The sequence below is a fragment of the Veillonella sp. genome, assembly GCF_018364065.1.
Lineage (GTDB): Bacteria > Bacillota > Negativicutes > Veillonellales > Veillonellaceae > Veillonella_A.
Genome location: NZ_JAGZMO010000008.1, coordinates 54,219 through 81,118 on the forward strand (window position 1 = coordinate 54,219; position 26,900 = coordinate 81,118).

Annotated in this window: 24 protein-coding genes; 4 read left to right on the forward strand and 20 right to left on the reverse strand. The window is 43.7% G+C overall.

Annotated features, from left to right (window positions below):
• Positions 1-16: 16 nt before the first annotated feature.
• Both larE and KHZ77_RS08300 read right to left on the reverse strand, forming a co-directional pair.
• Positions 17-838, reverse strand: coding sequence for an ATP-dependent sacrificial sulfur transferase LarE (gene larE, locus KHZ77_RS08295; RefSeq protein WP_295197782.1), 822 nt, complete (start codon positions 836-838; stop codon positions 17-19).
• A 16-nt stretch (positions 839-854) separates the two neighbouring features.
• Entirely contained in the window at positions 855-1,994 is a 1,140-nt protein-coding gene (locus tag KHZ77_RS08300; protein ID WP_295197784.1) for a RuBisCO large subunit C-terminal-like domain-containing protein, read from the reverse strand.
• A gap of 305 nt (positions 1,995-2,299) precedes the next feature.
• On the opposite strand from KHZ77_RS08300, the gene KHZ77_RS08305 reads away from it, so the two are divergent.
• The gene (locus tag KHZ77_RS08305) at positions 2,300-3,469 is read left to right on the forward strand and encodes a pyridoxal phosphate-dependent aminotransferase (protein WP_295197787.1); all 1,170 of its coding nucleotides are present in this window, start codon (positions 2,300-2,302) and stop codon (positions 3,467-3,469) included.
• A 282-nt stretch (positions 3,470-3,751) separates the two neighbouring features.
• Here KHZ77_RS08305 and KHZ77_RS08310 read toward each other — a convergent pair whose 3' ends face one another.
• The 5 genes from KHZ77_RS08310 to KHZ77_RS08330 all read right to left on the reverse strand — a co-directional run bounded on the left by KHZ77_RS08310 (position 3,752) and on the right by KHZ77_RS08330 (position 6,550).
• Entirely contained in the window at positions 3,752-4,165 is a 414-nt protein-coding gene (locus tag KHZ77_RS08310; RefSeq protein ID WP_295197790.1) for a flavodoxin, read from the reverse strand.
• A 14-nt stretch (positions 4,166-4,179) separates the two neighbouring features.
• Positions 4,180-4,749, reverse strand: a complete 570-nt coding sequence (locus KHZ77_RS08315) for a DUF3793 family protein (RefSeq protein WP_295197793.1) — start codon at positions 4,747-4,749, stop codon at positions 4,180-4,182.
• Between the two features lie 390 nt (positions 4,750-5,139).
• On the reverse strand, positions 5,140-5,334 hold the full coding sequence (locus KHZ77_RS08320; protein ID WP_295197795.1) for a hypothetical protein: 195 nt from the start codon (positions 5,332-5,334) through the stop codon (positions 5,140-5,142).
• A 216-nt stretch (positions 5,335-5,550) separates the two neighbouring features.
• On the reverse strand, positions 5,551-5,934 hold the full coding sequence (locus KHZ77_RS08325; protein WP_295197798.1) for a thioesterase family protein: 384 nt from the start codon (positions 5,932-5,934) through the stop codon (positions 5,551-5,553).
• Between the two features lie 31 nt (positions 5,935-5,965).
• Entirely contained in the window at positions 5,966-6,550 is a 585-nt protein-coding gene (locus KHZ77_RS08330; protein ID WP_295197801.1) for a DNA-3-methyladenine glycosylase I, read from the reverse strand.
• Between the two features lie 424 nt (positions 6,551-6,974).
• On the opposite strand from KHZ77_RS08330, the gene KHZ77_RS08335 reads away from it, so the two are divergent.
• Entirely contained in the window at positions 6,975-8,093 is a 1,119-nt protein-coding gene (locus KHZ77_RS08335) for a M20/M25/M40 family metallo-hydrolase (RefSeq protein WP_295197804.1), read from the forward strand.
• A gap of 353 nt (positions 8,094-8,446) precedes the next feature.
• Positions 8,447-9,820 (forward strand): MATE family efflux transporter, encoded by a 1,374-nt coding sequence (locus KHZ77_RS08340; protein ID WP_295197807.1) that lies wholly within the window; start codon positions 8,447-8,449, stop codon positions 9,818-9,820.
• 287 nt (positions 9,821-10,107) lie between these two features.
• On the opposite strand, the gene KHZ77_RS08345 is transcribed toward KHZ77_RS08340, so the two are convergent.
• From KHZ77_RS08345 to KHZ77_RS08400, 12 genes are all read right to left on the reverse strand, one after another.
• Positions 10,108-11,613: a DASS family sodium-coupled anion symporter gene (locus KHZ77_RS08345; RefSeq protein WP_295197810.1), complete on the reverse strand. Its 1,506-nt coding sequence runs from the start codon at positions 11,611-11,613 to the stop codon at positions 10,108-10,110.
• 662 nt (positions 11,614-12,275) lie between these two features.
• Positions 12,276-13,295, reverse strand: a complete 1,020-nt coding sequence (gene cydB, locus KHZ77_RS08350) for a cytochrome d ubiquinol oxidase subunit II (RefSeq protein WP_295197813.1) — start codon at positions 13,293-13,295, stop codon at positions 12,276-12,278.
• Positions 13,286-14,665 carry a cytochrome ubiquinol oxidase subunit I gene (locus KHZ77_RS08355; protein ID WP_295197815.1) on the reverse strand — a complete coding sequence of 460 codons (1,380 nt, stop codon included), beginning with the start codon at positions 14,663-14,665 and terminating at the stop codon, positions 13,286-13,288. The genes cydB and KHZ77_RS08355 overlap by 10 nt, the downstream gene beginning before the upstream one ends.
• Before the next feature lie 18 nt (positions 14,666-14,683).
• Positions 14,684-15,148 (reverse strand): Rrf2 family transcriptional regulator, encoded by a 465-nt coding sequence (locus KHZ77_RS08360; RefSeq protein WP_295197818.1) that lies wholly within the window; start codon positions 15,146-15,148, stop codon positions 14,684-14,686.
• A 312-nt stretch (positions 15,149-15,460) separates the two neighbouring features.
• On the reverse strand, positions 15,461-16,462 hold the full coding sequence (locus KHZ77_RS08365) for an inorganic phosphate transporter (RefSeq protein WP_295197819.1): 1,002 nt from the start codon (positions 16,460-16,462) through the stop codon (positions 15,461-15,463).
• Positions 16,455-17,084, reverse strand: a complete 630-nt coding sequence (locus KHZ77_RS08370; RefSeq protein WP_295197846.1) for a DUF47 family protein — start codon at positions 17,082-17,084, stop codon at positions 16,455-16,457. Before KHZ77_RS08370 ends, KHZ77_RS08365 begins: the two co-directional genes overlap by 8 nt.
• An 81-nt stretch (positions 17,085-17,165) precedes the next feature.
• The gene (locus tag KHZ77_RS08375) at positions 17,166-17,663 is read right to left on the reverse strand and encodes a MogA/MoaB family molybdenum cofactor biosynthesis protein (protein ID WP_295197823.1); all 498 of its coding nucleotides are present in this window, start codon (positions 17,661-17,663) and stop codon (positions 17,166-17,168) included.
• 252 nt (positions 17,664-17,915) lie between these two features.
• Positions 17,916-18,734 carry an HAD family hydrolase gene (locus KHZ77_RS08380; protein ID WP_295197826.1) on the reverse strand — a complete coding sequence of 273 codons (819 nt, stop codon included), beginning with the start codon at positions 18,732-18,734 and terminating at the stop codon, positions 17,916-17,918.
• 29 nt (positions 18,735-18,763) lie between these two features.
• Positions 18,764-20,077 (reverse strand): D-serine ammonia-lyase, encoded by a 1,314-nt coding sequence (locus KHZ77_RS08385; protein ID WP_295197830.1) that lies wholly within the window; start codon positions 20,075-20,077, stop codon positions 18,764-18,766.
• Positions 20,078-20,223: 146 nt separating this feature from the next.
• Entirely contained in the window at positions 20,224-21,597 is a 1,374-nt protein-coding gene (locus KHZ77_RS08390) for a sodium:alanine symporter family protein (RefSeq protein ID WP_295197832.1), read from the reverse strand.
• 14 nt (positions 21,598-21,611) lie between these two features.
• Positions 21,612-22,940, reverse strand: a complete 1,329-nt coding sequence (locus KHZ77_RS08395) for an alkaline phosphatase family protein (protein WP_295197833.1) — start codon at positions 22,938-22,940, stop codon at positions 21,612-21,614.
• Positions 22,941-22,964: 24 nt separating this feature from the next.
• Entirely contained in the window at positions 22,965-23,771 is an 807-nt protein-coding gene (locus KHZ77_RS08400) for a DeoR/GlpR family DNA-binding transcription regulator (RefSeq protein WP_295197836.1), read from the reverse strand.
• A gap of 302 nt (positions 23,772-24,073) precedes the next feature.
• On the opposite strand from KHZ77_RS08400, the gene KHZ77_RS08405 reads away from it, so the two are divergent.
• Positions 24,074-25,342 carry an MFS transporter gene (locus KHZ77_RS08405; RefSeq protein ID WP_295197838.1) on the forward strand — a complete coding sequence of 423 codons (1,269 nt, stop codon included), beginning with the start codon at positions 24,074-24,076 and terminating at the stop codon, positions 25,340-25,342.
• A 247-nt stretch (positions 25,343-25,589) separates the two neighbouring features.
• Here KHZ77_RS08405 and KHZ77_RS08410 read toward each other — a convergent pair whose 3' ends face one another.
• A complete protein-coding gene (locus KHZ77_RS08410; protein ID WP_295197840.1) occupies positions 25,590-25,946 on the reverse strand; it encodes an antibiotic biosynthesis monooxygenase in 357 nt (118 codons plus the stop codon).
• Between the last annotated feature and the right edge of the window lie 954 nt (positions 25,947-26,900).

A 26,900-nucleotide genomic window follows, 5' to 3' on the forward strand; every position in this document is an offset into this window, starting at 1 on the left:
TAGCCGGCAGGTCTTACTACTTTGCCTCAACTGTGCGGTTCAGATTACCGCTCTTAAATGGGGCCAAGTCAATGCTTACATAGGTAAAGCCAAGTTTGCTGAAATACTCATTAACCTGTGCTCTGAACTGCGGTTCTGCAAATAACGCAAAGGCTTCTTCACTCACTTCCAAACGGGCCAATCCTTCGTGATAACGTACGCGAAGAGGCGTGGAAATGTAATTGTGAAGATAGGCCTCGCCGGCCTCAATCATAGACAAGGCTTCGCCCGTAATCACATGATCGTACGGAACGCGGGTAGCCAAACATGGGGAGCTCGGTTTATCCCAAACTTCCAACCCCCACTCTTTAGCAACCGCACGAATATCTGCCTTGGTAAAATTATTTTCCAACAGCGGGCTTCTGACAACCTTCAATTCTTCCAAAGCGCGCATGCCCGGACGATAGTCTTTCGTATCGTCCAAGTTACCGCCGTCAAGCACTTCCTGCACACCATTGGCCGCCGCCCAGTCGATTAACTTCTGGAAGCGGTTTTTCTTACAGTAATAGCAGCGGTCTTTATCATTGCGTACAAAGTCAGGAAGCTGTAATTCATCAATTTCCACCACCGTATGCTTTAACCCGATAGTCTTGGCAAAACGGATGGCATCGTTGATTTCCGCTTCCGGCAAGGTAGGTGATTTTACTGTAAAGGCCTGCGCCTTATCGCCTAACGCCTTGTGAGCCGCCGCGCCTAAAAACGTGCTGTCCACACCGCCTGAAAAGGCAATAACTGCACTGCCCATAGCCGCCAAATCGGCCAATAAACTATCTACCTTTTGTTGTAATACTTCATTCATTCTCTATCGTCTCTCTTTATTCATACTTATGTGACGCCAGTATTTCTACAAACGCCTTCGTGTTCTCCTGTAAATCATGACCGCGACGGAACATGTCGCCTCCTACAAGGAACATCGTGTCTTTTCCATACGCATCCAACAGTTCCGGAAGTCGCGCCTCCGTCACGCCGCCCCCGGGCGCCGCACAGGCCGCTTTTAAGCCGTCTACCGGCTTATTACAATATTGATGGATACGCTGACACGCTTCTTTCGAAAATGTAAAGCGTCCGCCATAGGATACAAATATGTTCATATCGGATCCGAACAAGCGCGGCCAGTAGGCCATCCATAAATAGTCTGCTATACCTGACACACCGGGAAGGACAAAACCGCCCATAAAGGCCGGATGCGAAATAATCGGCAAGCCCAGGTTTTCATCATTGGCCAAACGTTGTAGCCAGCTGTAGCCCACCAGTGCCGGCGCAATCATCAATGCCGTAGCACCTGCCTTTTTCGCCGCATAAGCACGCTCCAATACAGCGTCCCCGTCGGCGGACACATTGGCCGCATACAAGGTATGACGTCCACTTTGCTCATTGGCTTCGCGCACCGCATCAGCACAGCGCTGTACACGCTCTTTAAACGGCGCAAACGGCTGATTGGTAATGCCGTGATCATCTTTAATCACGTCCGCACCGCCCAGCACATATTGACGGCACATATCCGCCAAGGTATGAACAGACAGGCCCATAGGCTTTACCACGGCCTGTAAAAAAGCGCGGTCATGAGTGCCTGTCAACCGGCGAAGTCCCTCCACGCCAAACCGCGGGCCGCCATAATGTGCAATCATGGACGGCGGAAGGTCTATGTCCACTACCCAAATATGAGGTTGCAACGACGAGTTGCCGAAGATAACATTGAGCAGCTGCGTTACCTCAAAAGCAGTCGTCTCCACGCCATAGGAAATACGCGCTTCGTACACGCCGGATGCCACTTCGTCGAGCGACTCCAATCGTCCCGGAATATCTCGCTTAATGTCTTCGTCCCAAAGAAAAACATAAGGAAATTCAATAGTCTGCTCCACCTGAACCGACCAGGCTACCGCCTTAGCCTCTTCATAGGTAGGCGCTTCAATTCTATATGTAACAGTAAATCGCTCTGTGCATAACTGTGTCATACAAACTCCTTTACGCTGAAACGTCATAAGCCGGCACAATTTTTCAACTTGTACGCGGCTCATATCGTTCTCTCTTATAAGTACATCTATCGTATCTATTTTACAAGACTTACGCATAAAATTCCACCGGTAGACGAAAATATTCCCCTAATCTGAGGTGTTATTTATATAGATGCTCCCAATTAGCCTGTCTGTCCTCACATATTTATGTTACACTAAATACAGGTAAAAACGATTGTATTTTTCTAATAGACTATACACCCCGTTTTGATATAATTGCTATAGAGAAGAAAGGAGTGTTAGCAATGAATTGGGATTCATATATTTCCAACACCGCTAAACAATTACCCCCTTCGGGGATTCGAAAAATATGGGAAATGGCATTGACCATGGACAATGTGCTGTCCCTCGGCGTGGGCGAACCGGATTATGCGCCACCTGAAAAGGTGTTAGATGCGTGTATTGCCAGCTTGCAGCGCAAGGAAACAGGCTATACGAGCAATGCGGGCCTCTTCGAACTGCGCACGGCCATTCGCAAATGGTATTACAATCGCTACCACGTAGATTACACGGAAGATGAAATTATGCTCACCATCGGCGCCAGCGAAGGTATCGACCTGTCTATGCGCGTGCTCGTCGACGAAGGCGATGAAGTACTCATTCCGGATCCATGCTATGTAGCCTATCCGGCGGAAGTAAAACTGGCCGGCGGCGTACCCGTAATGGTGCCGACTACCTTGGAAGACGGCTTTAAAATTACGCCGGAAGCCATTGAAAAAGCAATTACGCCTCGTACCAAGGTATTGCTCATGGGCTACCCAAGCAATCCGACCGGTGCCATTCTAAGTAAAGAAGAACTGGAAAAAATTGCTGCCGTCGCAATCAAGCACGATCTGATTGTGGTTAGCGATGAAATCTATTCCGAACTTACCTACGGCCGCAAACACACCAGTATTGCGTCCTTACCGTATATGAAAGAGCGTACAGTTACACTAAACGGTTTCTCCAAAGCTTACGCCATGACAGGCCTTCGCATCGGTTTCATGTGCGCTCCGAAAGAAGTGATTCAACAGGCCTTGAAAATTCATCAATACAGCATCGTCGCACCGGCCACACCGGTTCAACACGGAGCCATCGTAGCGTTAAACGAATGTGATGATGCTATTGAAGCGATGCGCGAAGAATACCATGCACGACGCGACCTCATCGTGAGCGGCTTCCAGCGCATGGGCCTTCCAATTGCTGTGCCGGATGGCGCATTCTACGTATTCCCTAATATTTCACAATGCGCGGACAATGACATGGACTTTGCCGTTAATCTGCTTCAAAGCGAACATGTAGCCCTCGTTCCGGGTTCCGCCTTCGGTGCCTGCGGCCGCGGTCACATCCGTTGCTCCTATGCGTCCTCTCGGGAAACGATCAAGGAAGCATTAGAGCGTATCGAACGATTCATTAATAGCACTAAAGCAAAATAACGTTAACACCGCTAAATAAAATAACTTAACTATATCTAAAGGGACATATATACCTAAAGAGATACATGCCTAAAGAGATACATCCCAAAAGACATATATATCTAAAGAGACTTATATACCTAAAGAGCTGTAAATATCTAAAGCGGCATAACAAAAAGGACAACAAGAAAATCTTGTTGTCCTTTTTTATATAGCTTCACAAGAACTCTATCAAATCACAGGAGGGACTTGAGTTCTTATATATATATACATGTATGTATTTATGCAAATCAGCCGTTGAAGTTACGCGTTAGCCAAAGCCTGACCAAGAGCTACGCAGTCAGCTTCGTCTTCAGGAGCACCCAAAATAGCCAAGTTGTCAGCTACAATAGTGGCACCTGCGCCTTTTACGCGTTCTGCCCAGTCGTCAAGCCATGTACCGCCCCAGCCGTAAGAGCCGAAGAGTACTACTTTTTTACCGCTTAATTTGCCTTCTAATTCTGCGTAGAATGGTTCGAATTCCATTTCTTCCAATTGTTCAGCACCCATGTCTGCACAACCTAACGCAATTTTATCAAAAGCAGCCGCTTCATCTACAGTAATTTCGGAAACAGATTTTACAGTTACTTCCTGACCTGCTTCTGCAATACCTTTACCAATAGCTTCCGCCATTGCTGCTGTGTTACCTGTACCGGACCAATAAACTACACCAATCATGTTATTACCTCCTACTAGCATGCCGTTACGGCTACTAATGAATCTAACTGTTTACCATTTAAAAGCTGGGTATGGCAGTAATCCCTACACGCCCGAAAACAATAAAATGAATGCATGGCCGACATGGGATTTCCGTATACTTTCCACTCGCCGCAAAGTTTGTAGCCGTTCCCTTTAAATCGTATAAAGGAACGCACATCATGGAGCGGATAGCCGAGAAAAAGCCCAATTTCGTGTGGGAAACCGTCTTGACTTTCCAACCGTTTGCCCAGGCGCGCAAGCCATGTTTCCAATGACTCGCCCGGCAAATAGCCGTACAACTTTAAAAATGCCAAATGTTCAGCAGAACGCAAATACGTTTCCAGCATGCGTTTGCGGAAGACTAACAGCAAGCGTCGCTGGTCGCAATGACACAATTCGTAAAAAAATAACCCTTTTTCATTAAACTGAGCATTATACCCCGACAAAGCCGTTGTCAATTGAACATCCATATCCCGTGGTATGGCCACAAGATTCGCCACCTTGATTCCCCGAATTGCCGGCGCACAATGATATCCGATAATCGTTTCAATCGAGTTCATCATGATCTACCTGCCTTTTTTATTGGTTTCAGGAGAACACTTGTCCTCAAGGCTGTCATACTAGTAAATCCGGATTTAATTAATAGTTTTTCTCAAAAATTTATTTCGTTTTATTTTTTCGAAAATAAAATAAGATAACTATCTTCTAAACACATGATACAATCAATGACCCGTTCTGTCAACATAAACGATAATAATTTTCATTTATCGAAAATTACTGATATGCTCGTAATTATACAATGGTTTAAAGTTATATTAAGCACTGCATTTTGGTATTTCTGTCAATAAAAAAAACAAAAAGCAGTACCGGGATAACCCGGTACCGCTCGTAATGCGCGTACCATTGTACGTATTGATTTACAAGGATTGCCTTGTTCTTACAGCAAGTATAGCTTAGTGACTCTGATTATCCGTCACTACGATTTGCCCCGCATCATTTGTATTTGCTCCATTTGGAATCTTCACAACGATACCGGGCTCTTTGTGGTCGTTTACAGCCGCCTCATGCCCTGCCGGTCCATTCACCGCAGTCGTCCCTACCGATGCCATTAACGTGGCCCCCAATAAACTATACCAGTGTCTTCTCATTACATGTCTCACCCTTTCCAGATAACCTGTACCAAACCTCTCATATCCTAATCAGTTTGGTGACGACATTACTCCGTGAGTAATCCAATCGGCACTCCATTACTATGACCTCTTGCGGTTATGTCGGTAAGAAAACTCCCTACCCATACCTGCATTACAAATTCCGATTCCCAAAGAGTGTGACAAATTGTAAATAACAAGTAAAAATAAGAAGATTTATTTTCCTAATTTTGACATAAACCTTTCACTATTTATAATAAAACGTTCGTGGCTCCCTTGTCCAATGACTTTATCGCCTTCATAAGCTGCTACGCTAAAGGAAATGCACCGATTATCCACGGAAAGCACTTCTGCCTTCGCCGAAACGACCGCACCAAGGGCGGTAGGGGCATCATGCGTTATAGTCAACTTAGTGCCTACCGTAGTCTCTCCTTCCCCTAATTCAGCCTGCACCGCATTCACTGCGGCCTCTTCCATAAGGGCACACATAGCAGGCGTAGCGAACACTTCAAGGCTTCCGCTCTTCATAGTTTTCGCCGTATTAGCTTCACTTACCACCGTCTCTGCCGTCCCAATCAATCCTTCACGAATCGTGCTCATCATAAACCTCCCGTAAAAAACATGTAAAAACCTATTTATTGTTTTCCTCGCCTACCAGCTCTTTATATACCGGACACGTCACTATGTGATCGTTCAATATTCCGATGGCTTGCAAGAAGGAGTATACAATCGTAGGGCCCACAAAGGTAAATCCCCGCTTTTTCAAATCCTTGCTAATCGTCTCTGCCAATTCCGTTTTCGCCGGTACATCCGACTGATTCGCCCAATGCCCGTGGATCGTCTTTCCTTCTGTAAAGCCCCAAATATAGGCATCGAAAGATCCGAATTCAGCCTGTACATTTTTAAACGCCACAGCATTCTTACGAAGGGATGCGATTTTTAAGCGATGACGTATAATCTTGGGATTTTCCAGTAACTCCGCTTCCTTCGCCGCATCATATTGCGCCAGCGCATCCACATCAAATTGATCGAAGGCTTCGCGCATAGCCTCTCTGCGCTTCAACACCATGGTCCATGTAAGCCCGGCCTGCATCGATTCAAGTACGAGAAACTCGAAGAGTCGCCGCTCATCATGCTCGGGGCGTCCCCACTCCGTATCGTGATACAATCGCTCCTCATCACTGCGATTGGCCCAGGCGCAAGTTTTATCAGTCATAGTACCACCTCAATTCATTTGCATATAGACACATCTGTTTCAATACAAACATCTGCTAATTTAACATATCCGCTTCGATGCAAATGTCTGCTAATTTGACATATCTGCATCAATACAATCTTTTACTTCAATGTAATATTCTGCTTAACTTTAATCTAATACTATACCTATTTTACCGTATTATCAGACATTATTTCATCACTAATCATACACTATATTTTTCTATTTACACATACTTATTTTGCATTTATGTAATATATATGTAGCAATTTTTTATAATTTCACGTATCATAGTATATAGTTATTGGCTCTGTCTTAAGGTCGCTTAATGATTGGGGGCCACATAAGCAACCTTGCTTCCACGATGACGAGCAATCACTGTACAGGCAGTGATTTTCGTATGTTTCTAGAAGGAGTGTAATTCATGATTAACGAAGAACGCGTATTGAAAGAGTTTTTTGAATTTATCCAAATCCCTTGTTCCAGTTTGAACGAACGTGAAATCGCGGACATTTTGATTAAACGCTTAACCGACTTAGGCTTCTCCATCGAAGAAGATGACGCCGGCAAAAAATTGGGCGGCAATACAGGCAATATCGTAGCCACTCGCAAAGGCAATGTGCCATCAGCTCCAATGATTATGTTAACAGCTCATATGGACTGCGTAGAACCTTGCGCCAACATCAAACCTCAGATGAAAGACGGTTTAATTACCTCCGACGGCACTACTATTCTTGGCGGCGATGACAAAGCCGGCGTAGTAGCCATTTTAGAAGCCCTTCGCGTTATTGAAGAAAAACAATTACCTTGCGGCGATTTACAGGTAGTGTTCACTATTTGTGAAGAAAAAGGCGTGCAAGGTTCCAAAAATATGGACTCGTCCCTCTTAAAAGCAAAACACGGCTTCACTTTCGATACATCCGGATCTCCGGGTCGTATCGTTCGCAAAGCACCGGGCCAAAACAAGTTAAAATTAGTTGTTACCGGTAAGGCTGCTCATGCGGGCAATGCTCCTGAAAAAGGGATTAACTCCATTATTGCGGCAGGCAAGATTTTAGCTAAATTCCCTCAAGGCCGTGTAGATGACGAAACAACTTGTAACATCGGCACCATTACCGGCGGCAGTGCTACTAACGTTGTAGCTGAAACTACCACCGTTATGTTGGAAACACGCAGCCGTGTAAAGAGCAAATTGGAAGCCTTAACTAACGAAGTGGTTCGAATTTTCGAAGAAGGCGGTAAAGAAACAGGTACGGAAGTGGAAGTTACTGTTATGCCGGCTTACGATCCATTCGATTTACCGGAAGATTGCGAAACAATCCAAATCGCCAGCAAAGCGGCGGCAGCTCTCAACTTCCCTGTATCCGTTGTTGAATCCGGCGGCGGCAGTGATGCGAGCTTCTTCAACGCTTACGGCGTTCCAACTACCGTATTGGGCGTAGGCATGACCAACGTTCACACAAAAAATGAATGCATTTTAGAAAAAGACCTGTACGACTCCGCTCGTCTCGCTTTACAAATCATTCAAGAAGTAGCTAAATAATAAGACGTCCCCCTACAGTAACATGGCTGTAGGGGGATTTTTTGCATCACCTAAAAAGTGTTCTTCCTGATTAGACAGAACGAATAAGTCGTGTTACAATATATGGCGTAATAAAAAGTACCTGAAAATTCAGAAATTTAGATATGATACGAAATACAAGAAGAAGTTCATGAAGCTTGATTTATAACTTGTTATGCGTACCAAACAGTAAATAATGTAATTGCCTGTTTTTGTCGCCGGATAAAAACAGAGTGCATCAAAGAATCTATCGTAGGCCATAGAAGATAGATGATTTGGCGCTTTTTTTAGTTTTACTTTAGTGTTAATAAATAAGAAAAGGAGTCATTGCATTTATGGAACACAGTTTAACCTTACAACAAAAGATTATAGCCTTCATAAAGTTAACCATCCCGGTTATTTTGACGCAATTTGCTTTGACCGGCGGCTCCTTTATCTCCATTGTGCTCACAGGTCAATATAGCACCGTCGACTTGGCGGGCATTTCCGTAGGTTACAATCTTTGGACCGCCTGCTTCTACGGTATTTCCGGCGTGCTGCTCGGTATTCTGCCAATCCTCGCTCAACTGCGTGGAGCCAATAAAATCGAGCGCATTCCAACTACCATCAGTCACGGTTTCTACGTAGCCACCATCTTAGGCCTGGTCATGATTCTTGCCGGTGTATTCGGTCTAAAACCGGCACTGAACTATTTAAACTTGGCTCCTGACGCCTATGAAATCTGCCTCGCCTATATGAGCGCCATCGGCGTCGGTATTTTACCGCTCATCTGGACCTGTACCTTGCGTAACACGGTAGACAGCCACGGTTATACACGCTACTCCATGGCCATCATGCTCTGCGGTATCGCCTTGCATATTCTCCTGGATTTCGGACTTATTCTCGGCTATTTCGGACTTCCTGCATTGGGCGGTCTGGGCGCCGGTATCGCCACGGCCATTGCATACTGGTTCAACTTCCTCGCCTTCATGGCCCTTCTCGCCTGGGGCAAACCGTTCCGTCCATACAATCTCTTTAAACAGTGGATTCCACCTCAATTCATCTACATTAAGGAACAATTTACCATCGGCATTCCAATCGGTCTTGCCATCTTCTGTGAAAGCAGTATTTTCAGCGTCGCCGGTCTTGTGATGACCCAATACGGTACGGAAATCATTGCAGCCCATCAGGCGGCCGTAAGTTTCGCCAGCCTCTTCTACGGATTCCCGCTCAGTATCAGTACAGCCGCCACTATCGCTGTGGGCTACGAAGTGGGCGCCCAGAAATTCGGCGAAGCGAAAACCTACTCTTATATTGCCAGAGGCATTGCTATTGTAGTGGCTATCATCATCAGTTCCTACACATTTACCCATTTGGATCAAATTGCCAACCTGTACACCAATGATCCGAACATGGTCAGCCTCATCGGCACCTTCTTGGCCTACGCCGTGTTCTTCACCATTATCGATGCATTCGGCACACCACTGCAAGGTGTTCTTCGCGGATACAAGGATGTGAAGATTATCTCCACCATCGCCATCGCCTGTTACTGGGGCGCCAGCGTGCCTATAGCGGCCTTCTTCATGTACGCATTGGATTGGGGCCCTTACGGCGTGTGGATGGGCCTTCTGGGCGGCGTTTTCGTAGCCGTATTAGGTTATATCTGGCGGACCTGGTACATTCAGACCAAGAAATTCAACGATGCCTTACTAAGTCGTGCCGGTGTTTAGTACGCTGTAGCACATAAACTATACAACGCACATCTAAAATATAGCTTTACTAAAAGCACGGAATGCTAATTCCCCATAAAATAAAGCACTATAGAAATCCTAAACCACCTGCTCGCAGCAGTAGTAACAACGGATTATCTATAGTGCTTTTTCATTTGATTACACCATTTAGTTTGTAAAGGGATTCTCTTAAATCACTTATTGAATATCAAACGTATGATACTAAATTTATAATACTGAAACTATGATACTAAACCTATAATCTTAAGCCTTATTTGCAAGGTTTTTTATACTAAACCGAGCCAATGCCAATAAGTGGCCGCGTAAATCAGTAACATTACGTAGCCGATAATGGTAATTGGAATACCGGTTTTCATAAATGTCTTAACTTCAAAGGTGCCCGTACTGAAGGCCACCATCCCTTGCGGTGAGTTAACCGGCAAGATAAAGCCGAAGCAGATGGAGAATTGGGCAATCATAGTTAAGCCTACAGGGTTTACGCCCGGAATATTAACAGCCGTTACAATGGAGATTACGATTGGAATCATGGCCGATGCCAAGGCTGTGGCTGACGCGAAGCCCAAGTGAATGGCGATAAGGAATAACGTAATCGTACCGATAAGGGCGAATACGGACAAGGATTCCAATGTAAACATATGAATGAATGCATTGGCTAACCAAGTAGCCGCTTTTGTTTTCAATAAAGCGGTACCCAAACTGATACCGGCACCGAACATTACGATGGAACCCCAGTCAATACGGCTTTGTGCGTATTTCCAATCGATAATCCCGATACCCGGCATTAAGAAAATGGCAATGGCTACGATAGTCGTTGTGGATGTATCGTATTTGTGTAAATAGTTGCCGGTTGCCCAGAAGCCCAATAAGATAATGGAATAGGCAAGTAATTTCTTTTCATTGAAGCTCATAGGTCCCAATTCTGCCAAATGTTTCTGCAATTGAGCCTGTGAACCGGCCAAGTCCAATTGATCCGGTTTTAAAATCTTCATGGACAAGAAGTAGTAAATAACGATCATTACCAAGGAGTACGGACCGGCGGCGATGAGCCAGTCAATCCAGGATACGGTGGTATTTAATTGTTGTGTAATAAAACCTACCGCAACCAAGTTTTGAGCCGCTGCTGTCTGTACCATAATATTCCAAAGCGTATCGCCCTGGGTGGCACCAACAACTAATAAGGCGGCCAACTTACTCGTACGATTAATACCCAAGCTGTCCAAAATACCTAAAATGATAGGTACCAAGCACGCTAAACGGGCGGTTGCACTCGGAACGAAGAAGGCTAAAATGAATCCGGTAAAGAGAACCCCCATATAAATATGGCTTGTCTTCGTGCCGATTCGGGACAATACATTGAGCGCTATGCGTCGATCAAGTCCGGTCTTAGTCATGGCCACCGAAAAAAACATAGCGGCCGCAACCAGCGCCCAGGCCGGTGTGGAATACCCGGAAATAGCAATGCGCAAGGCCGCTCCTGTTCCCAGAAGTTTAGCCGGCGCATCAATATTTGGTGCCGTCCCCAGGAGAACAGCTGTCAACGCTGTCAACAACGTGGCACTTACCGGATAAGACACAGCACTGGTAATCCATAGTACAATGGCGAAGAAGAGAATTGCGATCATGCGATGACCTGCTGTAGATAAGTCAGCAGGAGTCGGCAAACATAAAATAGCAATTAAAACTAAGAAACTAATAATAAGGCTAATGTTTTTAGTGTTCGATTGTTTAGCCGGCGCCGTAGGAGGTGCAGCTTCTTTTGACATACTCACCATCTCGCTTTCAATTAGACAAGGTACATAACCTAAACCTAACAGACTCCCTTTACATTTAACACCTATCCTATATTCATACCAACAACATATTGTGTTGCACATAGTGATGTACCATAGTCTAAGTAGCTATCTTAGCAAGCTATAATCACTATCTTCGCCCTGTGCCCTCTCATTGTAGTGATATAAATATGTATACTTATAACTATTCGACGCCTCCTTCTAAAACACCTTTGTATACTCCAGATTTATAATTAAAATTATTTCATATACTTATCAACAAGTAAACGCCTTTGTTTCCCTATATTTCCCTTGTATTTATCGAAAAAAATCTTCTATTCTCTAAAAAAGTCTCTTATTTCTATCAACTATATCTCCACTTTTTAAGCCATTTACAATATAAAAAATACAACATGTACCGCTACAAGATAAGATGCTCTGAGACTGCAAGAAAAAGTACTCTAAAACTGCAAAAAACACTCTGAGGCTACAAAAAAGACCCACTAAAACTACAAAAAAAGACCCACAGTTATGAGTCACTTCCCTGCCGGACACGAAGCCCGGCAAGAAAATCACATCACTATCTGTGAGTCTTTTAATTTAATTATTTAGTTGATCCACATCGTTCTGTTAATTCACAGTACGCCATTGACCTACATTACCAATTAGTAGTGTAAATCATCAACACCGATACGATGACGGAATGTCCAGTATGTCCAAGCTTGGTAAGCAAGAACGATTGGAACGAAGATTAATGCTACGATAGTCATCAATGTCAATGTGTATTGAGAAGATGAAGCATTAGTAATCGTCAAGCTGTATGCAGGGTTTAAGCTGGATACCATGATGCGTGGGAATAAGCCGGCGAAGTAAGCAGCAGTGATGGAGATAATAGTCAACACGCTGAATGTGAAGCCCCAGCCTACGCGACGCGCACGAGTGCAAACCCAGGAAACGATGAAGAGAACAATGGCTGCTGCGTAGCAGATTGTAGCCAATGTGCTGTTGAATAAGTCAGTGTATACATAAGTAGCACCAACTAATACTAAAGCACCTACGGCAGTGATTACGCCTTCAACGAGTGCAAGTGCACGAGCGCGTTCGGAAATATCACCCAATGTTTTGAGGGATGTATATAAAGCGCCATGGTAAACGAATACCAAGATGAAAGCTACACCGCAAAGAATTGTGTAAGGGCTTAATAAATCGAAGAAGCCGCCTACAAAGTTCATGCTGCCGTCGATTGGAGTACCTTGAATCAAGTTACCTACGGTTACGCCCCAAAGAAGAGCCGGAATCAAGGAACCGAAGAAGATACAATAGTCAAATGTTTTACGCCATGCCAAGGATTTATCCTTACTGCGGAATTCGAAAGCAACGCCGCGGGCAATTAAGGCTGCCAACATTAAGAACAATGCTAAGTAGAAACCACTGAACAAAGTTGCATAAACATGTGGGAAGGAAGCGAATGTTGCACCACCTGCGGTGATCATCCAAACCTGGTTACCATCCCAAACAGGACCTACCGTGTTAATCATTTGACGGCGTTCCACATCAGTTTTACCAAGGAAAGGTAAAAGAATACCTACGCCATAGTCAAAACCTTCTAATACGAAGAAGCCGGAGAATAAAACACATACGAGAATAAACCATACAACATCTAAGTTATTCATAATTATTTCCATAATGCTGCCTCCTCTCTTACATCATGAGACGGATTGCCTTCTGGACCTTTTTTAATGTGTTTTACGGCTAAGTAAAGAGCGGCAATAGCAGCTAATACATATACAGCTGTGAAACCGATAATTGTAGTTAAGATTTCACTTGCTGTAACTGTCGGAGATACACCGGCAGCTGTTTTTTGTAAACCGTAAACAAGCCATGGTTGACGGCCCATTTCAGCCACATACCAACCGCTTGCGTTTGCAATGTAAGCAAATGGCAACATCCAGAACAACAATTTTAACATGCCGCGGGATGTTTCAAGTTTGCCGCTGCGATGCATTGCGAAAGAAACAATAGCTACTAAGAGCATTAACGCGCCGGAGAATACCATGGCACGGAATGTCCAGTACATAGAAGTTACATGAGGTACATAGTCCCCAGGACCATATTTAGCTTCGTCAGCTTTCTGAAGATCTTTCATACCTTGTACAGTACCGTTGAAATCATCAGTTGCTACAAAGCTCAACACTTTAGGAAGTTCGATAAAGCTGTTTGTTGTTTGATTTTTTTCATCAATTGTGGCAAACATACTGAAGGATGCACCTTGAGTTGTATCCCAAAGACCTTCAACAGACGCAATTTTCATTGGCTGTACTTTTGTTACATATTGGCCATGTAAGTGACCGACACCGGATACTAAAATGCCACCGATAATAGTAAATACTAAGCCCCATTGCATAGAGCGTTTATAAAAGTCCAAAGCATTATTACGTAAAATGTGCCAAGCACTGATGGACGCGATGATAACACCGGCAGTCATTAAGCCGTCAGTGAAAATGTGTCCAAATTGGCCAGGTACGTAGCCGTTAGATAAAATGGCGCCGAAGCTTTCCATTTCCGCACGGCCGTTGCGGATAACGAAGCCTACCGGATTTTGCATGAAGGAGCTTGCTACCAAGATCCAGAATGCGGATAAGTTAGTACCGATAGCTACGAGCACTGCTACTGTAGCATGTGCTTTTGCGGAAAGGCGATCCCAACCGAAGATCCAAGCACCCATGAATGTGGATTCAAGGAAGAATGCGGTTAAGGCTTCCAAAGCAAGTGGTGCACCGAAGATATCACCCATAAAGCGGGAATATTCAGACCAGTTCATACCGAAGTGGAACTCCTGAACAATACCGGTTACAACACCCATGGCAAAATTGATTAAAAATAATTTCCCCCAGAATTTTGCCATTTTTTTGTACGTTTCGTTTTTAGTAGACACGTATGCGATTTCCATACATGCTACGGCAACTGTCATCCCCAACGTCACAGGAACGAACAGCCAATGATAGATCGATGTCAACGCAAATTGCAATCGAGCTAACATAATTGCATCCATCATAGTAATACCTCCTCACTTTTAACAATCGCGCGCTTGCGCCTTCGATGGACATCCTCGATTAAGATGAATCTCACGTTCACGTTTAGCCAAGGTTTCAAACTCTACTGCCTTCAGTTCAGTAATCAGATTTCTCTGGATACGTCCAAAGCTTTCCTGCACTGAACAATTGCCATGACATCCACGGGAACAGGTCTCATTGTCGTATAAGCAGCGCTGCAAATAAGTAGCGCCTTCCACGGCCTCGATAACATCGAAAAGTGTAACATCCTTCGGTTTCTTTGCCAAAGCGAATCCGCCGTCAACGCCGCGGAATGATTGCATTATGCCGCTGGCGATTAAAGGACGCATAATCTTCAACAAGAAACGGTCAGGAATTTTTTGAGCTTTCGCAAGTTCACTTCCTGTTATTTTTGTTCCGTTAGGCAATAGTGCCATATGTAAAACCATGCGAAATGCATAGTCCGTGGCCGTATTCAGTTTCATAGTGTTTTCTCCCTACCTAATCACTTCATGTGCAAACTAGAACTATTTCGAAATGTTTCGATTTGTTACTAATTTTTTTACATAACAAAAATAGTATACTTTATATTTATAAAAAAATGCTCATCCATGAGCACTTTTCTATTCTCAAATACATTATAGTAAATACTGCAGGTAAATGCAATAACTTAATGAAAATTCAACTGCTTTTAGTACCCTATAACAAAGCCTTATCAAGTTAATTCCTACCGTCATTATATGGATAAATATGTAATGCGCTGAAATATATTCAGCGCATTTTATGTCATGTTCCTATTAAATTAAATAGATAACTCCTTGAATTATTGAGTATGCAATGGCCGACATCATGGCACTTAACGGGATCGTCACGAACCATGCCATAACCATGGAACGAGCTACGCCCCAGTTAACCGCTTTCACACGTTTCGCCGTACCTACCCCCATAATCGAGCCGCTTACTACGTGCGTAGTCGATACGGGAAGATGAAGGAATGTAGCCGTGAAAATTGTTAAAGCCGAATTCAAGTCCGCCGCAAAGCCGTTAATTGTTTCCAACTTGAAGATTTTCGTCCCCATAGTGGAAATAATTCGCCAGCCCCCTGCAGCCGTACCTAAAGCCATGGCGGTCGCACAGGATAATTTTACCCACATTGGCACGTCCAGCGTTTCAATATAGCCGCCGCTCACCAATGTTAGGGTAATAATCCCCATCGCTTTTTGCGCATCATTAGAGCCATGAGAGAACGCCATCAATGTGGCAGATAATAATTGCATGTTACGGAACCCGTCATTGAGGACAATCGGTGAAAAACGGCCGAAAATCATCAATAAAATGTTCATAATAATATAACCGAATATCATGGCAATAATAGGAGATAAAATTAAGGATAAGAAAATTTTACCAATCCCTGCGAAGTTAAGTGCTTCATGACCGACAGATACCATTACGGCACCAACAACACCGCCGATCAGCGCATGGGATGAGGAGCTTGGAATCCCGTACCACCAGGTAATCAAGTTCCACGCAATCGCCCCCAACAGGGCGGCACTGATTACTTCCGCATTAATGAGACTTGGAGAAATAACTAAATCGCCGCCGATTGTTTTAGCAACGCCTGTACTTACAAGAGCACCGGCAAAGTTTAAAACAGCCGTCATCATAACGGCTTTACGCGGCGTAATTGCACGGGTTGATACAGATGTGGCAATCGCGTTGGCTGTATCGTGGAACCCGTTGATATAGTCGAACGCCAACGCCAAGAATACAACCAGCCACACTAACCAATGATCAAGCATACTTCAACACAACCCGGCGGAATGTGCCAACCAAATCCTCACAACCGTCAATAACCTCTTCGATAGAGTTAAGGATTTCCTTCCACTTAATTAATTCAATCGGATCTTTACAATCGCGGAATAAAGTCGCCATTTCTTCATGATATACACCATCGGCCACTTCTTCCAAACGCAATACTTCCAATACACGGCCTTCTACGCGCACGTGATTCTTTTTCAAACTGTTCATATACGAGATGGATTTTGTAATATGTTTCAAGCATTTCTGTACAATCTGGATAAGTTTAACAGACCCTTCATTAGGCTTACCCACACTGTACATACACATTTTATCCATGATTTCTTTCATGCTGTCAATTGTTGTATCCAGCTCTTCAATTAAAAGCTGAATGTCTTCGCGATCCATAGGCGTAATGAATGTGGAACGCAACTTTTCAATAGTTTCATTTACAATTTGATCCGCATCTTTTTCTTTTGCACTAATTATCGCCAATGCTTCTTCTTTGTCTACTTCGCCCTGAAACGCCTGCTCCATAACAATCGCCGCTTCATGACATAATTCAGCATGAGCATTTAAAAGATTAAAGAATTTTTCCTCTTTGCTTTTTAAGTGAAACGCCATAGCATCCTCCACAACTTTTGATGGCTCCATTAATTGATAATGAATTGTAACAGTTCTATTTAGCGACTCCGTGTCTCCCTACTACTTTGTCACTTCGTAAACTAAATGATTTATTTCCGGCAAAATCAAGCGATTCATGCCGAGTGTAACAGCTCCCACGGACCCGGGTAACGCAAATATTAGAACTTTGCGGGCCACGCCGGCCAATGCACGCGACGCCATTGCCCTGGTCCCGATGTCTTCTGTCAAACTTAAGTATCTAAAGAATTCACCGAATCCGGGAATTTCTTTTTCAATCATTGCCGATACCGCTTCAATCGTTACATCACGGTACGCAATGCCGGTGCCGCCGGTAAGAATAATTCCATCCAGGCTCTCTATGGAAATCCAACGATCAAGGACCTCCATGATCGAATTGGCATCGTCCGGTAATAAGGTGCGAACTTTTACTATATGATTAGCGGCTTCCAGTAGTTCGACAACCGTATCTCCACCTTTATCCGTTGCAGGAGTTCGCGTATCCGAAACTGTTATAACGCCTAATACCAATGGACGATTTTGGACTTCTTGCAAGGACATAAAATTATCCCTCCTTCTGCTGAATTGGCTTTGTAAACCTTTTGTAAAATTATTAACCGTCACTATATATAGTATACCATGTTAAACTATAAGACCATACCGCTATGTAAAAATTCTGTAAATTTTTTACAATTCTATAAAAATATGCCAAAAATCATACCGTCTCCTACAGATTTACAAAGAAAAAACAGCAAATCTGAACAGATTTGCTGTTTTGTGTTATATAATATGTTGCAATTCATATGCAATCAACTAAATTGTGAAATAGCGATGTACCACCTCAACAACACCGGCTTCATCATTAGTCAATTTTGTTACATAATCGGCCTGGCGACGTACCGGCTGCGGCGCATTTCGCATAGCCACGCCCATATGAGCATATGCCAGCATAGCCACATCATTGTAGCTGTCACCGCAAAAGACGGCCCGTTTTCGTGAAAGGCCCAGTCGTTTAAACAAGTAGTCCACGCCAACGGACTTATTCATACCCGGCGGGCTTATTTCAATACAGTATAAATCGGAATGAAATACTTCGGCCCGACCGTCAACCAAATCAATCAACTGAGGCACCAGCTTACTTAACTGCCCTTTATTCCCTGTAAGTAAGCACTGATGAGGATTGACCGGCAACTGCGATATAAAATCCTCTGTTCGGACCAAAGGCAAACCGCACCACTCGGATTCACCACGCATATACGCATCCGGTTTTGTGCCGGCTAAAATTCGTCCCTCATCATAGGTCATAATGCCTAATCCTAATGTTTTCGCCGTGTCATACATCAATTCAATGACCGAATGATCCAAACAAGTCTCATGTAAGCACACTTTATCGGTATAACGCATCACCTTTGCTCCGTTAAAGGCGATAAAGTGTCCGTTGAATCGGTCAAATTCCAATAGTTTTGCAATAGAGTATACACCTTCAGGAGGGCGTCCGGAGGCGAGAATCACCGTAGTTCCCGCTTCCTGCAAAGCAATGAGCGCCTCCTGCGTCCGCACATCTACTTCTTTATTTGAATTGACTGTGGTCCCATCAATATCCAATACCAGAACATCGTAGATTTTTGCCATAGTCATCAAACTCCCCGCTAAGTAATTGCTTATTTTTTCAAATATTCGGCGCGCACATCTTCAGGAACCATGCTGCCGCCGGTAGCCCACACAATGTGAGTTGCTTTATCCATAACATTTGTCAGATGATTCTGTTCTACATAAGCCTGTAAAGTAGGAGCTTGTAAGAAGGCCGCATAGCCTGCACAGGAGCTTGGTTCAATGAATAAACCTTCCCGTTTCAACAATTCTTTCATTAACACATATAATTTGTCGTCTTCAATTGTGGCAATACCGGATACAAGCGGTTCCATGATTTTGCCTACGAAAGCGGATGGACGACCTACGGCCAATCCGTCGGCTTCAGTTTTACCAGGCATACCGATATCTTCTACGGCGATCTGATCATGTAATTCAGTAGCCATACCTAAGAGCATGCAGCAAGCTTGTGTCGGTTCGGTAAAGAAGCAATGTACATTGTCGCCATAAGCTTCTTTAAGACCATAAGTAACACCGCCCGGAGCGCCACCGATACCGCATGGAATATATACAAAGAGCGGATGCTCTTCATCAACTTGAATGTTAAGGCTTTCCAATTGAGATTTTACACGAGGACCGGCCACGCTATAACCCATGAACAAGTCTTTGGATTTTTCGTCGTCTACGAAGTAGCTCATTGGATCCGCATCAGAGTTGCGACGGCCTTCATCAACAGCGGCACAGTAGTTGTCGTTATATTCAATAACAGTTACACCGCGGCTGCGAAGTAAGTCTTTTTTCCATTGTTTTGCATCAGCAGACATATGAACAATAACTTTAAAGCCTACTTTAGCACTCATAATGCCGATACTCATGCCCAAGTTACCTGTACTGCCTACCTGAATTGTGTAGCGATTGAAGAATTCGAGGAAACGAGGTTCCGCCATAATCGCGTAGTTGTCGGATTCTTTCAACATGCCTTCTTTCATGGCCAAATGTTCCGCATATTTCAATACTTCATAGAAACCGCCGCGGGCCTTTACGGAACCGGAGATTGGCAAATCGCTGTCCATTTTTAAGAATAAACGGCCTTCAATGTTGGATTGGAATGCTTCGTTCAAGTATTCCTTCATATGTGCCGTTTCAAGTAAGGCGGACTCAATTAAACCATGAGTTTCTCTCAATTCAGGGAATACTGTTTCCAAGTATGGTGCAAAACGCTGCAAGCGCTGTTCCGCATCATCAATATCCGCCTGAGTTACTGCAGTAAGATTCCAGTTGGAACGAGTTGTTTTCTTAGGGTTCAACCAGAATGTTTCTTTACCTTCTGCCACTTCACGAACAATCGGACTTTTTTTTGCTAATTCATCAATATTGTATTTCATTCTATATAGCTCCCTTTATTATATGTGTATTACACTTGTTTATCTGATTGTTAAACGCCGTTGCATACGTTTTTTCATATGCTTTTCCTAACGTTTCACACTGTATATTTTAATTCGTATCTATTATACGTTTGCACGTTTCATCACTATGTTTTTTGTGCATCACTTTTATCTAGAAGATACCCATTTTTAGGATTTAAAAACTCTTTAGTTAATCGTCTTACTTCACCACTGAGCATAAACATAGCCAGTATATTCGGTAAAATCAGGAATGCCAACGCAATATCCTGAATGGCCCATACCATTTGTACAGTCCCCAAACTTCCCAGTACGATCAATACAGGGAACACATAGCGATACCAGCTGTTCCAATGTTCTTTTCCCAGGAATGTAAGACTTACATAGCCGAAATACCACTGGTTCATTATGGAGGTACCGGCGAAGAGGATTAAACTGATGTACATAATGTAGCGCAATCCCGGATACACCGTATCAAATGCGACCGCTGTTAACGTAACCGCATTTGAATGGTGCAGATTAGCTCCGGTCAACAGTACAACAAGGCCGGTAGTGCTGCAAATCAGGAATGTGTCAACAAAAACTTCAATAATACCATAGAAACCTTGTCGTACCGGATGATCCACCTGGGCCGCCGCATGAAGTACCGGCGCCGTTCCTTCACCCGCTTCATTGGAGTAAAGGCCTCGGGCCACACCATAACGCATAGCTTCCTTCATCGTATGGCCCAGAACTGCCCCGGTGGCAGCCTCAATAGAGAGCGCCTGCTCAACAATAAGCGAGAAAATATGTGGAATTTCGCGGCTGAACATAATAAGTACCAGTATGCCCCCTCCAATATAAAGGGTCGCCATCAAAGGTACAATGCTCTGCATAATATGTATGAGTCGTTTAAACCCGCCGCTAATAGCTAAGAAAATAATCGCTGCCACAATGAGTGCGCAAATCTGTGGCGATATAAAAAACGCGCTTGATGCAACCTGAGCGATTGTGTTGGACTGAATCAATGTGGCACCGCTGTTCTGAACAAATAGCAGGCCTGCCACGGCTAAGGCCATTTTATGCCAACCCAAACGCTGTGAAATATAGTACATGGAACCGCCCACAATGTTGCCCTTTTTATCATGCCCGCGATACTTCACACCCAGCACGATTTCACCGAACTTGGTAGCCATACCGAAAAAGGCCGCCACCCACATCCAGAACAGAGCTCCTGCGCCGCCATATAAAATCGCTGTACTTACGCCCACAATATTACCGCTGCCTACACAGCTTCCCAAAGATGCGCAGAGAGACTGCCAGGACGTACAACCTTTATCATGCGACTCGGACTTTTCATGTCCCTTACTAAATATACCCTTGCGAATTAATCGAAGGAAACGAACCTGAATACCGCCTGTTATGCAGGTATACCAAAGGCCCAATCCGATTAATGCACATAACAGCCAATCACTCCATAGTAAATTGGCTATATATACCACCATCGCTTCTATATTTGCCACCGTATTACTCCTTATTACAGTATACTTCGACCTTCAGCATGCGGTAACACCGCTCCCATTTGCGCTGCCAGTGTCGGTGCCACATCGATAAGTCGCACATCATGTACCACCTGTGGCTCAATACCGCGGCCCGCAATCATGAACGATGCTCTCATTTCAGGAAACTCTTCGTTATATCCGTGCTGCGCTTTCTGCACAAGCTCGGTGCGCACGTATTCACCGTACGCCTCATCGCGAATTTCGTAACCTTTCTTGGCAATTAAAATATAGTCGCCTTTAGGGAAGCCGCCTCGTTCACGAGCCTGTTCCCCAGTAATCACTTCTAAAATGCCGCTGTTTTCATCGGCAGCCAGTTCTTTTAATGTGGCTTCCAATACATGGCGATCTTCTTCCGTTGCTTCCGGTGCAAGGCGAATTTCAGAGATGCCGCCGGCCCGTTGGCTAAATGCCTTCCATGCTGTTACCGCACCGCTTTCATCGACTGTAATCAACCCGGCTTTTTCTAATACTACATTCGGGTAAATGCAATGTGTATTGTCCAATGTACCATGATCGGATACTACACAGACGATAAGGTTTGAACCGCTGATTTCTTCTGCAGTTTCTACCAGCTGTTGCACCATGGCGTCAATCTTTTCAAGACTCTGTGCCGCTTCTTTGCTGTATACGCCGAATTGGTGAGCGCTTTCATCAAAGCTAGCAAAGTAAGCACTCATGAAGAACGGACGATCGCTTTTGCTCATCTTTTCACTTAAGAGCCAGCGAGCCGCCTTGAAGCGCTGTACATCACCGGCATCGCTCAAATCAAGACCGCCTGCGTAGCGACCGATAACTTCTTCCATCTCGCTGATGAGGCCCTGAGGCTGGCTCATTACATCGATGAATTCAGAGTCCAGCGCACTGCCGTCCCACCAGAATTCCGGTGCAATATAATCGCCCTTCGCGCCTACCGACGTAGGAAATGCGGCGCTGCCTGACACATAGCCGGCCTGTTTAGCCGCTTCCCATAAGGTTGTTACCTTGCGGCTGGCAAACCAGTGCCACGCCCCTTTATGTTTCTTCATCGGATCAAACATGATATTGTTGGTAATTCCATGGGTCTTCGGATTTGTACCGGTAATCATGCTTTGATGGCAAGGATAGGTAAACGGAGGAAATACGCTTTTCATTCCGTCCACCGCGATGGCTCCTTTATCCATGAAGTAAGATGTTAAAAATGGAAGTTTCACTCCTAATCGATCCTGTTCCAGCAAAAATTCCATTTTTAACGCATCAATAGAAATTAATAACACATTAGGTTTATTATTAGTTTTGTTTTCATTTGCATTCAACACTGCACACATGAATATTTCTCCCTTCCGGAGCGCTTATTCACTCCGTTCCGGTGCTACCACTACAGGGACACCGGCCTGTTCAAAACTTTCTACCTGTTCGCGTGAAATTTTATAATCTGTGATTAGAGCGCTTACGTCTTCAATGCCGCACATGCGAACCAATGAGTTTACCCCCAGTTTGGAACTGTCCGCAATGACGATGGTTCGTCCTGATGCTTCCATCATTAAGTTCTGCACGGAAATTTCATCCATACGCTGATACGTAATGCCTGCTTCTACAGATATACCACAGGTAGTCAAAAAGAATGTATCTACGCGAATCTTCGAGAATAACAGACCCGCCACACCTGAAATAAAAGCTTTTTCATCAGCTTTATACATACCGCCGGTTACAATCAAGTTAATGCCTGCAGCCCCGGCCAATTCATTGGCAATGGCCAGCGAATTAGTAACTACAGTCAAATTTTGGAACCGTCCTTTTAATACCTTGGCCAGGGCCAATGCGGTACTTCCTGAATCAAGAGCAATTACCTGATTTTCCTGTATAAATTGTAATGCTTCACGAGCTATATACATTTTTAGATCAGTCTGACTTGCTGCACGATCGTTAAAATTTGTATATTGATTAACACTAACATTAGTACTTGCATTATCTTCTGTTTCAACCTTCATGGCGCCGCCGCGAATTCGTTTGAGCAGATTACGCTCTTCCAAATTCATTAAATCCCGACGCACCGTTTCTCGGGTTGTATTCATTACATCACATAATGTATTGACTTTAACAATTTGTTCCTTATTAAGTAAGTCTAAAATAATAGAATATCTTTCTTCTGACAACATAATTGCTAACTCCTTTTTCCGTCAAATCTGCTATTGGCCTCATTATAGCATGACTTGACACACGTAACAATTGACTTTTGCTCATTTTGCCAACTTTTTACAATTGCATTTTGCCATTTTGACATAACTTTACACATATTTACACAAATTTGACACAATTTGCCTTGACATGCCACATCATATCACCGTATACTAAGGCTGTCAAATCTGCTAAGTAAACAATTTCACAATGATTCACAGTTGTAACAGTATATTATATATACTAATTTACGCTCTAGTTAACTTGTATAGGGAGGATATTCATGTCAACGCAAGTACAATCAGAAAAACGTGGTTTCGACAAAAAGTGGATTTCATTCGGCACTTTAATGTTGGGGGCCGGTACGATTTACAAATTAGGATTCTTAAAAGATGCTTTCTATGTGCCGATGCAGGAGTTTATGGGGTTAAGCCATACGCAAATCGGTACAGCCATGAGTGTGGCCGGTATTATTTCTACGTTTGGATTTTTAGCTTCTATTTATTTAACCGATCGTATTTCCAAGATAATCATGATTCCGCTGGCATTAATCGGCATTTGCCTCTGCGGTTTGTGGCTCTCCACATTCCCATCCTACGCCATGTTCTTACTTATCTATTGTTTATTAGCTATCTGTGCGGATATGCTTTACTGGCCTACCATGCTTAAGACAGTACGTCTCTTAGGTACGAAGGATGAACAGGGCCGCATGTTCGGTATCATGGAAGCAGGCCGCGGTCTTGTAGATACAGTCATCGCCTTCTGTGCTCTCGGTATATTCTCGGCCATGGGCAGTAATGCGGCAGGTCTGCGCGCCGCCATTCTCTTCTACGCCATTGTTCCCGGCGTTATCGGTGTGTTAATGTACTTCTTGCTTGAACCTGATAAAAAGGAAGAGATGCAAGGTGCAGCGGAAGAAAAATTGAGTGCCAACCAACAAGCTTGGGAAGGTGCTAAAAAAGCATTAAAGAACAAAAATATCTGGTTAGTTTCTTGTAATATTTTCTTAGTTTACAGTGTATATTGCGGTATTACTTACTTCATTCCATTCTTAAAAGAAGCTTACGCATTACCTGCTACTTTGATCGGTGTGTATGGTATCATTAACCAATACGGTCTTAAAATGTTAGGTGGCCCTGTGGGCGGTCTTATTACCGACAAAGTGCTTCATTCCCCAACTAAGAACTTACGCATTGCGTTCTTAGTGACTACTGTAATTATGTTATTATTCGCATGGATGCCTCATGACATGTTAAATGTGTACACAGGCGTTGCCATTTCCTTACTTATTAGTGCCTGCATCTACAGTATGCGTGCCGTATTCTTCGCTCCTATGGACGAAGTAAACGTACCTCGTGAAATTACCGGTTCCGCTATGTCTATGGGTTCCTTCATCGGTTACTTACCGGGTGCTTTCATGTACGCCGTATACGGTTCTATCCTTGATACCTATGCAGGTTTAGCCGGCTACCAAATCGTATTTACATTGATGTCAGCCTTCGCTATTGCAGGTATTCTTTTAAGTTCTTACATCTTAAAACAAATTAAATAAGATACGTTATATAAAAACATTACATTTGAAAACACCTCTAATGTAAATCCAAATATTGTGTGAAGTAAAAAAGCACTGACTATATAAGTCAGTGCTTTTTGTTTTATCTATTCATTTGTCAAGTTAATGTAAAACGCTGTTAAACGGCAATCTTTACCTGTATAATCATTAAATTGATTATGACCTACCGGGTATGCAGTTATGCCTCAGTACTGTAATAGTACCTTTAATGTTCTATAAATGCCAATTAGCGTTCACGCTGGTAGCTGCCTAAGGTCGTCATATACACAGCGCCTAAACTGTCTAATGCTGCCTTAACCGCATAGCTAGGGTCACCATATACATGACAGGATTTTACAGTCCCTAATTCGCCAAACTGCGTAGCGTAATTGTCACCAAACCATTTTAAATGGTTCAATGTAGCTTCATTACTTTCATAATGTTCTACGGTACGTAATATACCGTTATCATAGGACCAGTGATAGTAAATTACGCCCGGATCCTGAGCTGTTTCAGCAATCATAACTTCAGCCAAACGCTTTAAATCCTCTACCTTATTTGGGCGAATCGCCACCTCTAACACGAAATTAATACCTCTACTCACCTTGCATCCTCCTATCTCCCTAAATGATGCCCCTCATGCGATACTAAGGCTACCACGCCGATAACCTTACACTATAACTTTATTATGAGGTTTCCACTTTGTAAAAGTCAATTAAGGAAATAGTAAAAACTAGACTTGAAATAGTGAGATATAGACTTGAGTTGTTGTTTTTCGGATGCTGCGGATTTTTACTTACGCTCGGCTCTAATCATGGCAAATTGGCTGGAGTCGCCCTTAATCAGCAACTTCCTGCTCAGTGGCTGTGGATTTCGCTTCGCGAAATCTTACACACTAAATTAAAGGATTCTACGCGTCGCTCTGCAATCTCCTGAGCCCATAGAAGTTTTCCTGTTCGGTCTCTGTGGATTCTTCTTCGAAGAATCTTACGATCCGAACTACACGATTCACAATAATTTATGCGTCGCTCCGCTCCTATAAATTATGTTCACTGTGTATCACATTGTGGTAAGTTGGCTGGAAGCTATCTTAAATCCTTCACGCTGGCAACTTCCTGTTCGGATGCTGTGAATTTCTACTTACGCTCGACTCTACTTGCTGAAGTTTTCCGTTCATCCCTGTGGATTCTTCTTCGAAGAATCTTACGGTCTGAACTAAGAGATTCACTCATGTTTGCGCGTCACTTACGTTCCTTCAAACATGGTTCACTACTTAACGCCCCTCACTAAAAGATTACACCTATTTGTGCGTACCTTCGGTCCTCCAAATTATGTTCACTGTGTATCCCGGAGCCGCTTATTCTACCTTTTAGATTCTACTGTACTTTTACTAAGTTGGCTGGAATCGGCCTTATGAGATACGAAGTATCTCATAATAAAAGAAAAAGGTCATACCCAATCGGGTATGACCTTTTCTTTTAATTAATCAGCAACTTCCTATCCTTCCGGGCCGCTTCCAGCCAAGTACTTTCGGCGTTTACGAGCTTAACTACTGTGT

Excerpts from the sequence above, each read along its gene's own strand:
- KHZ77_RS08370 (WP_295197846.1), bottom strand. The coding sequence starts at position 17,084 with ATGGCGTTTCACTTAAAAAGCAAAGAGGAAAAATTCTTTAATCTTTTA.
- KHZ77_RS08330 (WP_295197801.1), bottom strand. The coding sequence starts at position 6,550 with ATGACTGATAAAACTTGCGCCTGGGCCAATCGCAGTGATGAGGAGCGA.
- KHZ77_RS08395 (WP_295197833.1), bottom strand. The coding sequence starts at position 22,940 with ATGTGTGCAGTGTTGAATGCAAATGAAAACAAAACTAATAATAAACCT.
- KHZ77_RS08315 (WP_295197793.1), bottom strand. The coding sequence starts at position 4,749 with ATGATGAACTCGATTGAAACGATTATCGGATATCATTGTGCGCCGGCA.
- larE (WP_295197782.1), bottom strand. The coding sequence starts at position 838 with ATGAATGAAGTATTACAACAAAAGGTAGATAGTTTATTGGCCGATTTG.
- KHZ77_RS08365 (WP_295197819.1), bottom strand. The coding sequence starts at position 16,462 with ATGCTTGATCATTGGTTAGTGTGGCTGGTTGTATTCTTGGCGTTGGCG.
- KHZ77_RS08345 (WP_295197810.1), bottom strand. The coding sequence starts at position 11,613 with ATGGTGAGTATGTCAAAAGAAGCTGCACCTCCTACGGCGCCGGCTAAA.
- KHZ77_RS08310 (WP_295197790.1), bottom strand. The coding sequence starts at position 4,165 with ATGATTGGTGTAGTTTATTGGTCCGGTACAGGTAACACAGCAGCAATG.
- cydB (WP_295197813.1), bottom strand. The coding sequence starts at position 13,295 with ATGGAAATAATTATGAATAACTTAGATGTTGTATGGTTTATTCTCGTA.
- KHZ77_RS08380 (WP_295197826.1), bottom strand. The coding sequence starts at position 18,734 with ATGGCAAAAATCTACGATGTTCTGGTATTGGATATTGATGGGACCACA.
- KHZ77_RS08305 (WP_295197787.1), top strand. The coding sequence starts at position 2,300 with ATGAATTGGGATTCATATATTTCCAACACCGCTAAACAATTACCCCCT.
- KHZ77_RS08400 (WP_295197836.1), bottom strand. The coding sequence starts at position 23,771 with ATGTTGTCAGAAGAAAGATATTCTATTATTTTAGACTTACTTAATAAG.
- KHZ77_RS08340 (WP_295197807.1), top strand. The coding sequence starts at position 8,447 with ATGGAACACAGTTTAACCTTACAACAAAAGATTATAGCCTTCATAAAG.
- KHZ77_RS08355 (WP_295197815.1), bottom strand. The coding sequence starts at position 14,665 with ATGATGGATGCAATTATGTTAGCTCGATTGCAATTTGCGTTGACATCG.
- KHZ77_RS08300 (WP_295197784.1), bottom strand. The coding sequence starts at position 1,994 with ATGACACAGTTATGCACAGAGCGATTTACTGTTACATATAGAATTGAA.
- KHZ77_RS08375 (WP_295197823.1), bottom strand. The coding sequence starts at position 17,663 with ATGTCCTTGCAAGAAGTCCAAAATCGTCCATTGGTATTAGGCGTTATA.
- KHZ77_RS08385 (WP_295197830.1), bottom strand. The coding sequence starts at position 20,077 with ATGAAATACAATATTGATGAATTAGCAAAAAAAAGTCCGATTGTTCGT.
- KHZ77_RS08320 (WP_295197795.1), bottom strand. The coding sequence starts at position 5,334 with ATGAGAAGACACTGGTATAGTTTATTGGGGGCCACGTTAATGGCATCG.
- KHZ77_RS08360 (WP_295197818.1), bottom strand. The coding sequence starts at position 15,148 with ATGAAACTGAATACGGCCACGGACTATGCATTTCGCATGGTTTTACAT.
- KHZ77_RS08325 (WP_295197798.1), bottom strand. The coding sequence starts at position 5,934 with ATGAGCACGATTCGTGAAGGATTGATTGGGACGGCAGAGACGGTGGTA.
- KHZ77_RS08335 (WP_295197804.1), top strand. The coding sequence starts at position 6,975 with ATGATTAACGAAGAACGCGTATTGAAAGAGTTTTTTGAATTTATCCAA.
- KHZ77_RS08405 (WP_295197838.1), top strand. The coding sequence starts at position 24,074 with ATGTCAACGCAAGTACAATCAGAAAAACGTGGTTTCGACAAAAAGTGG.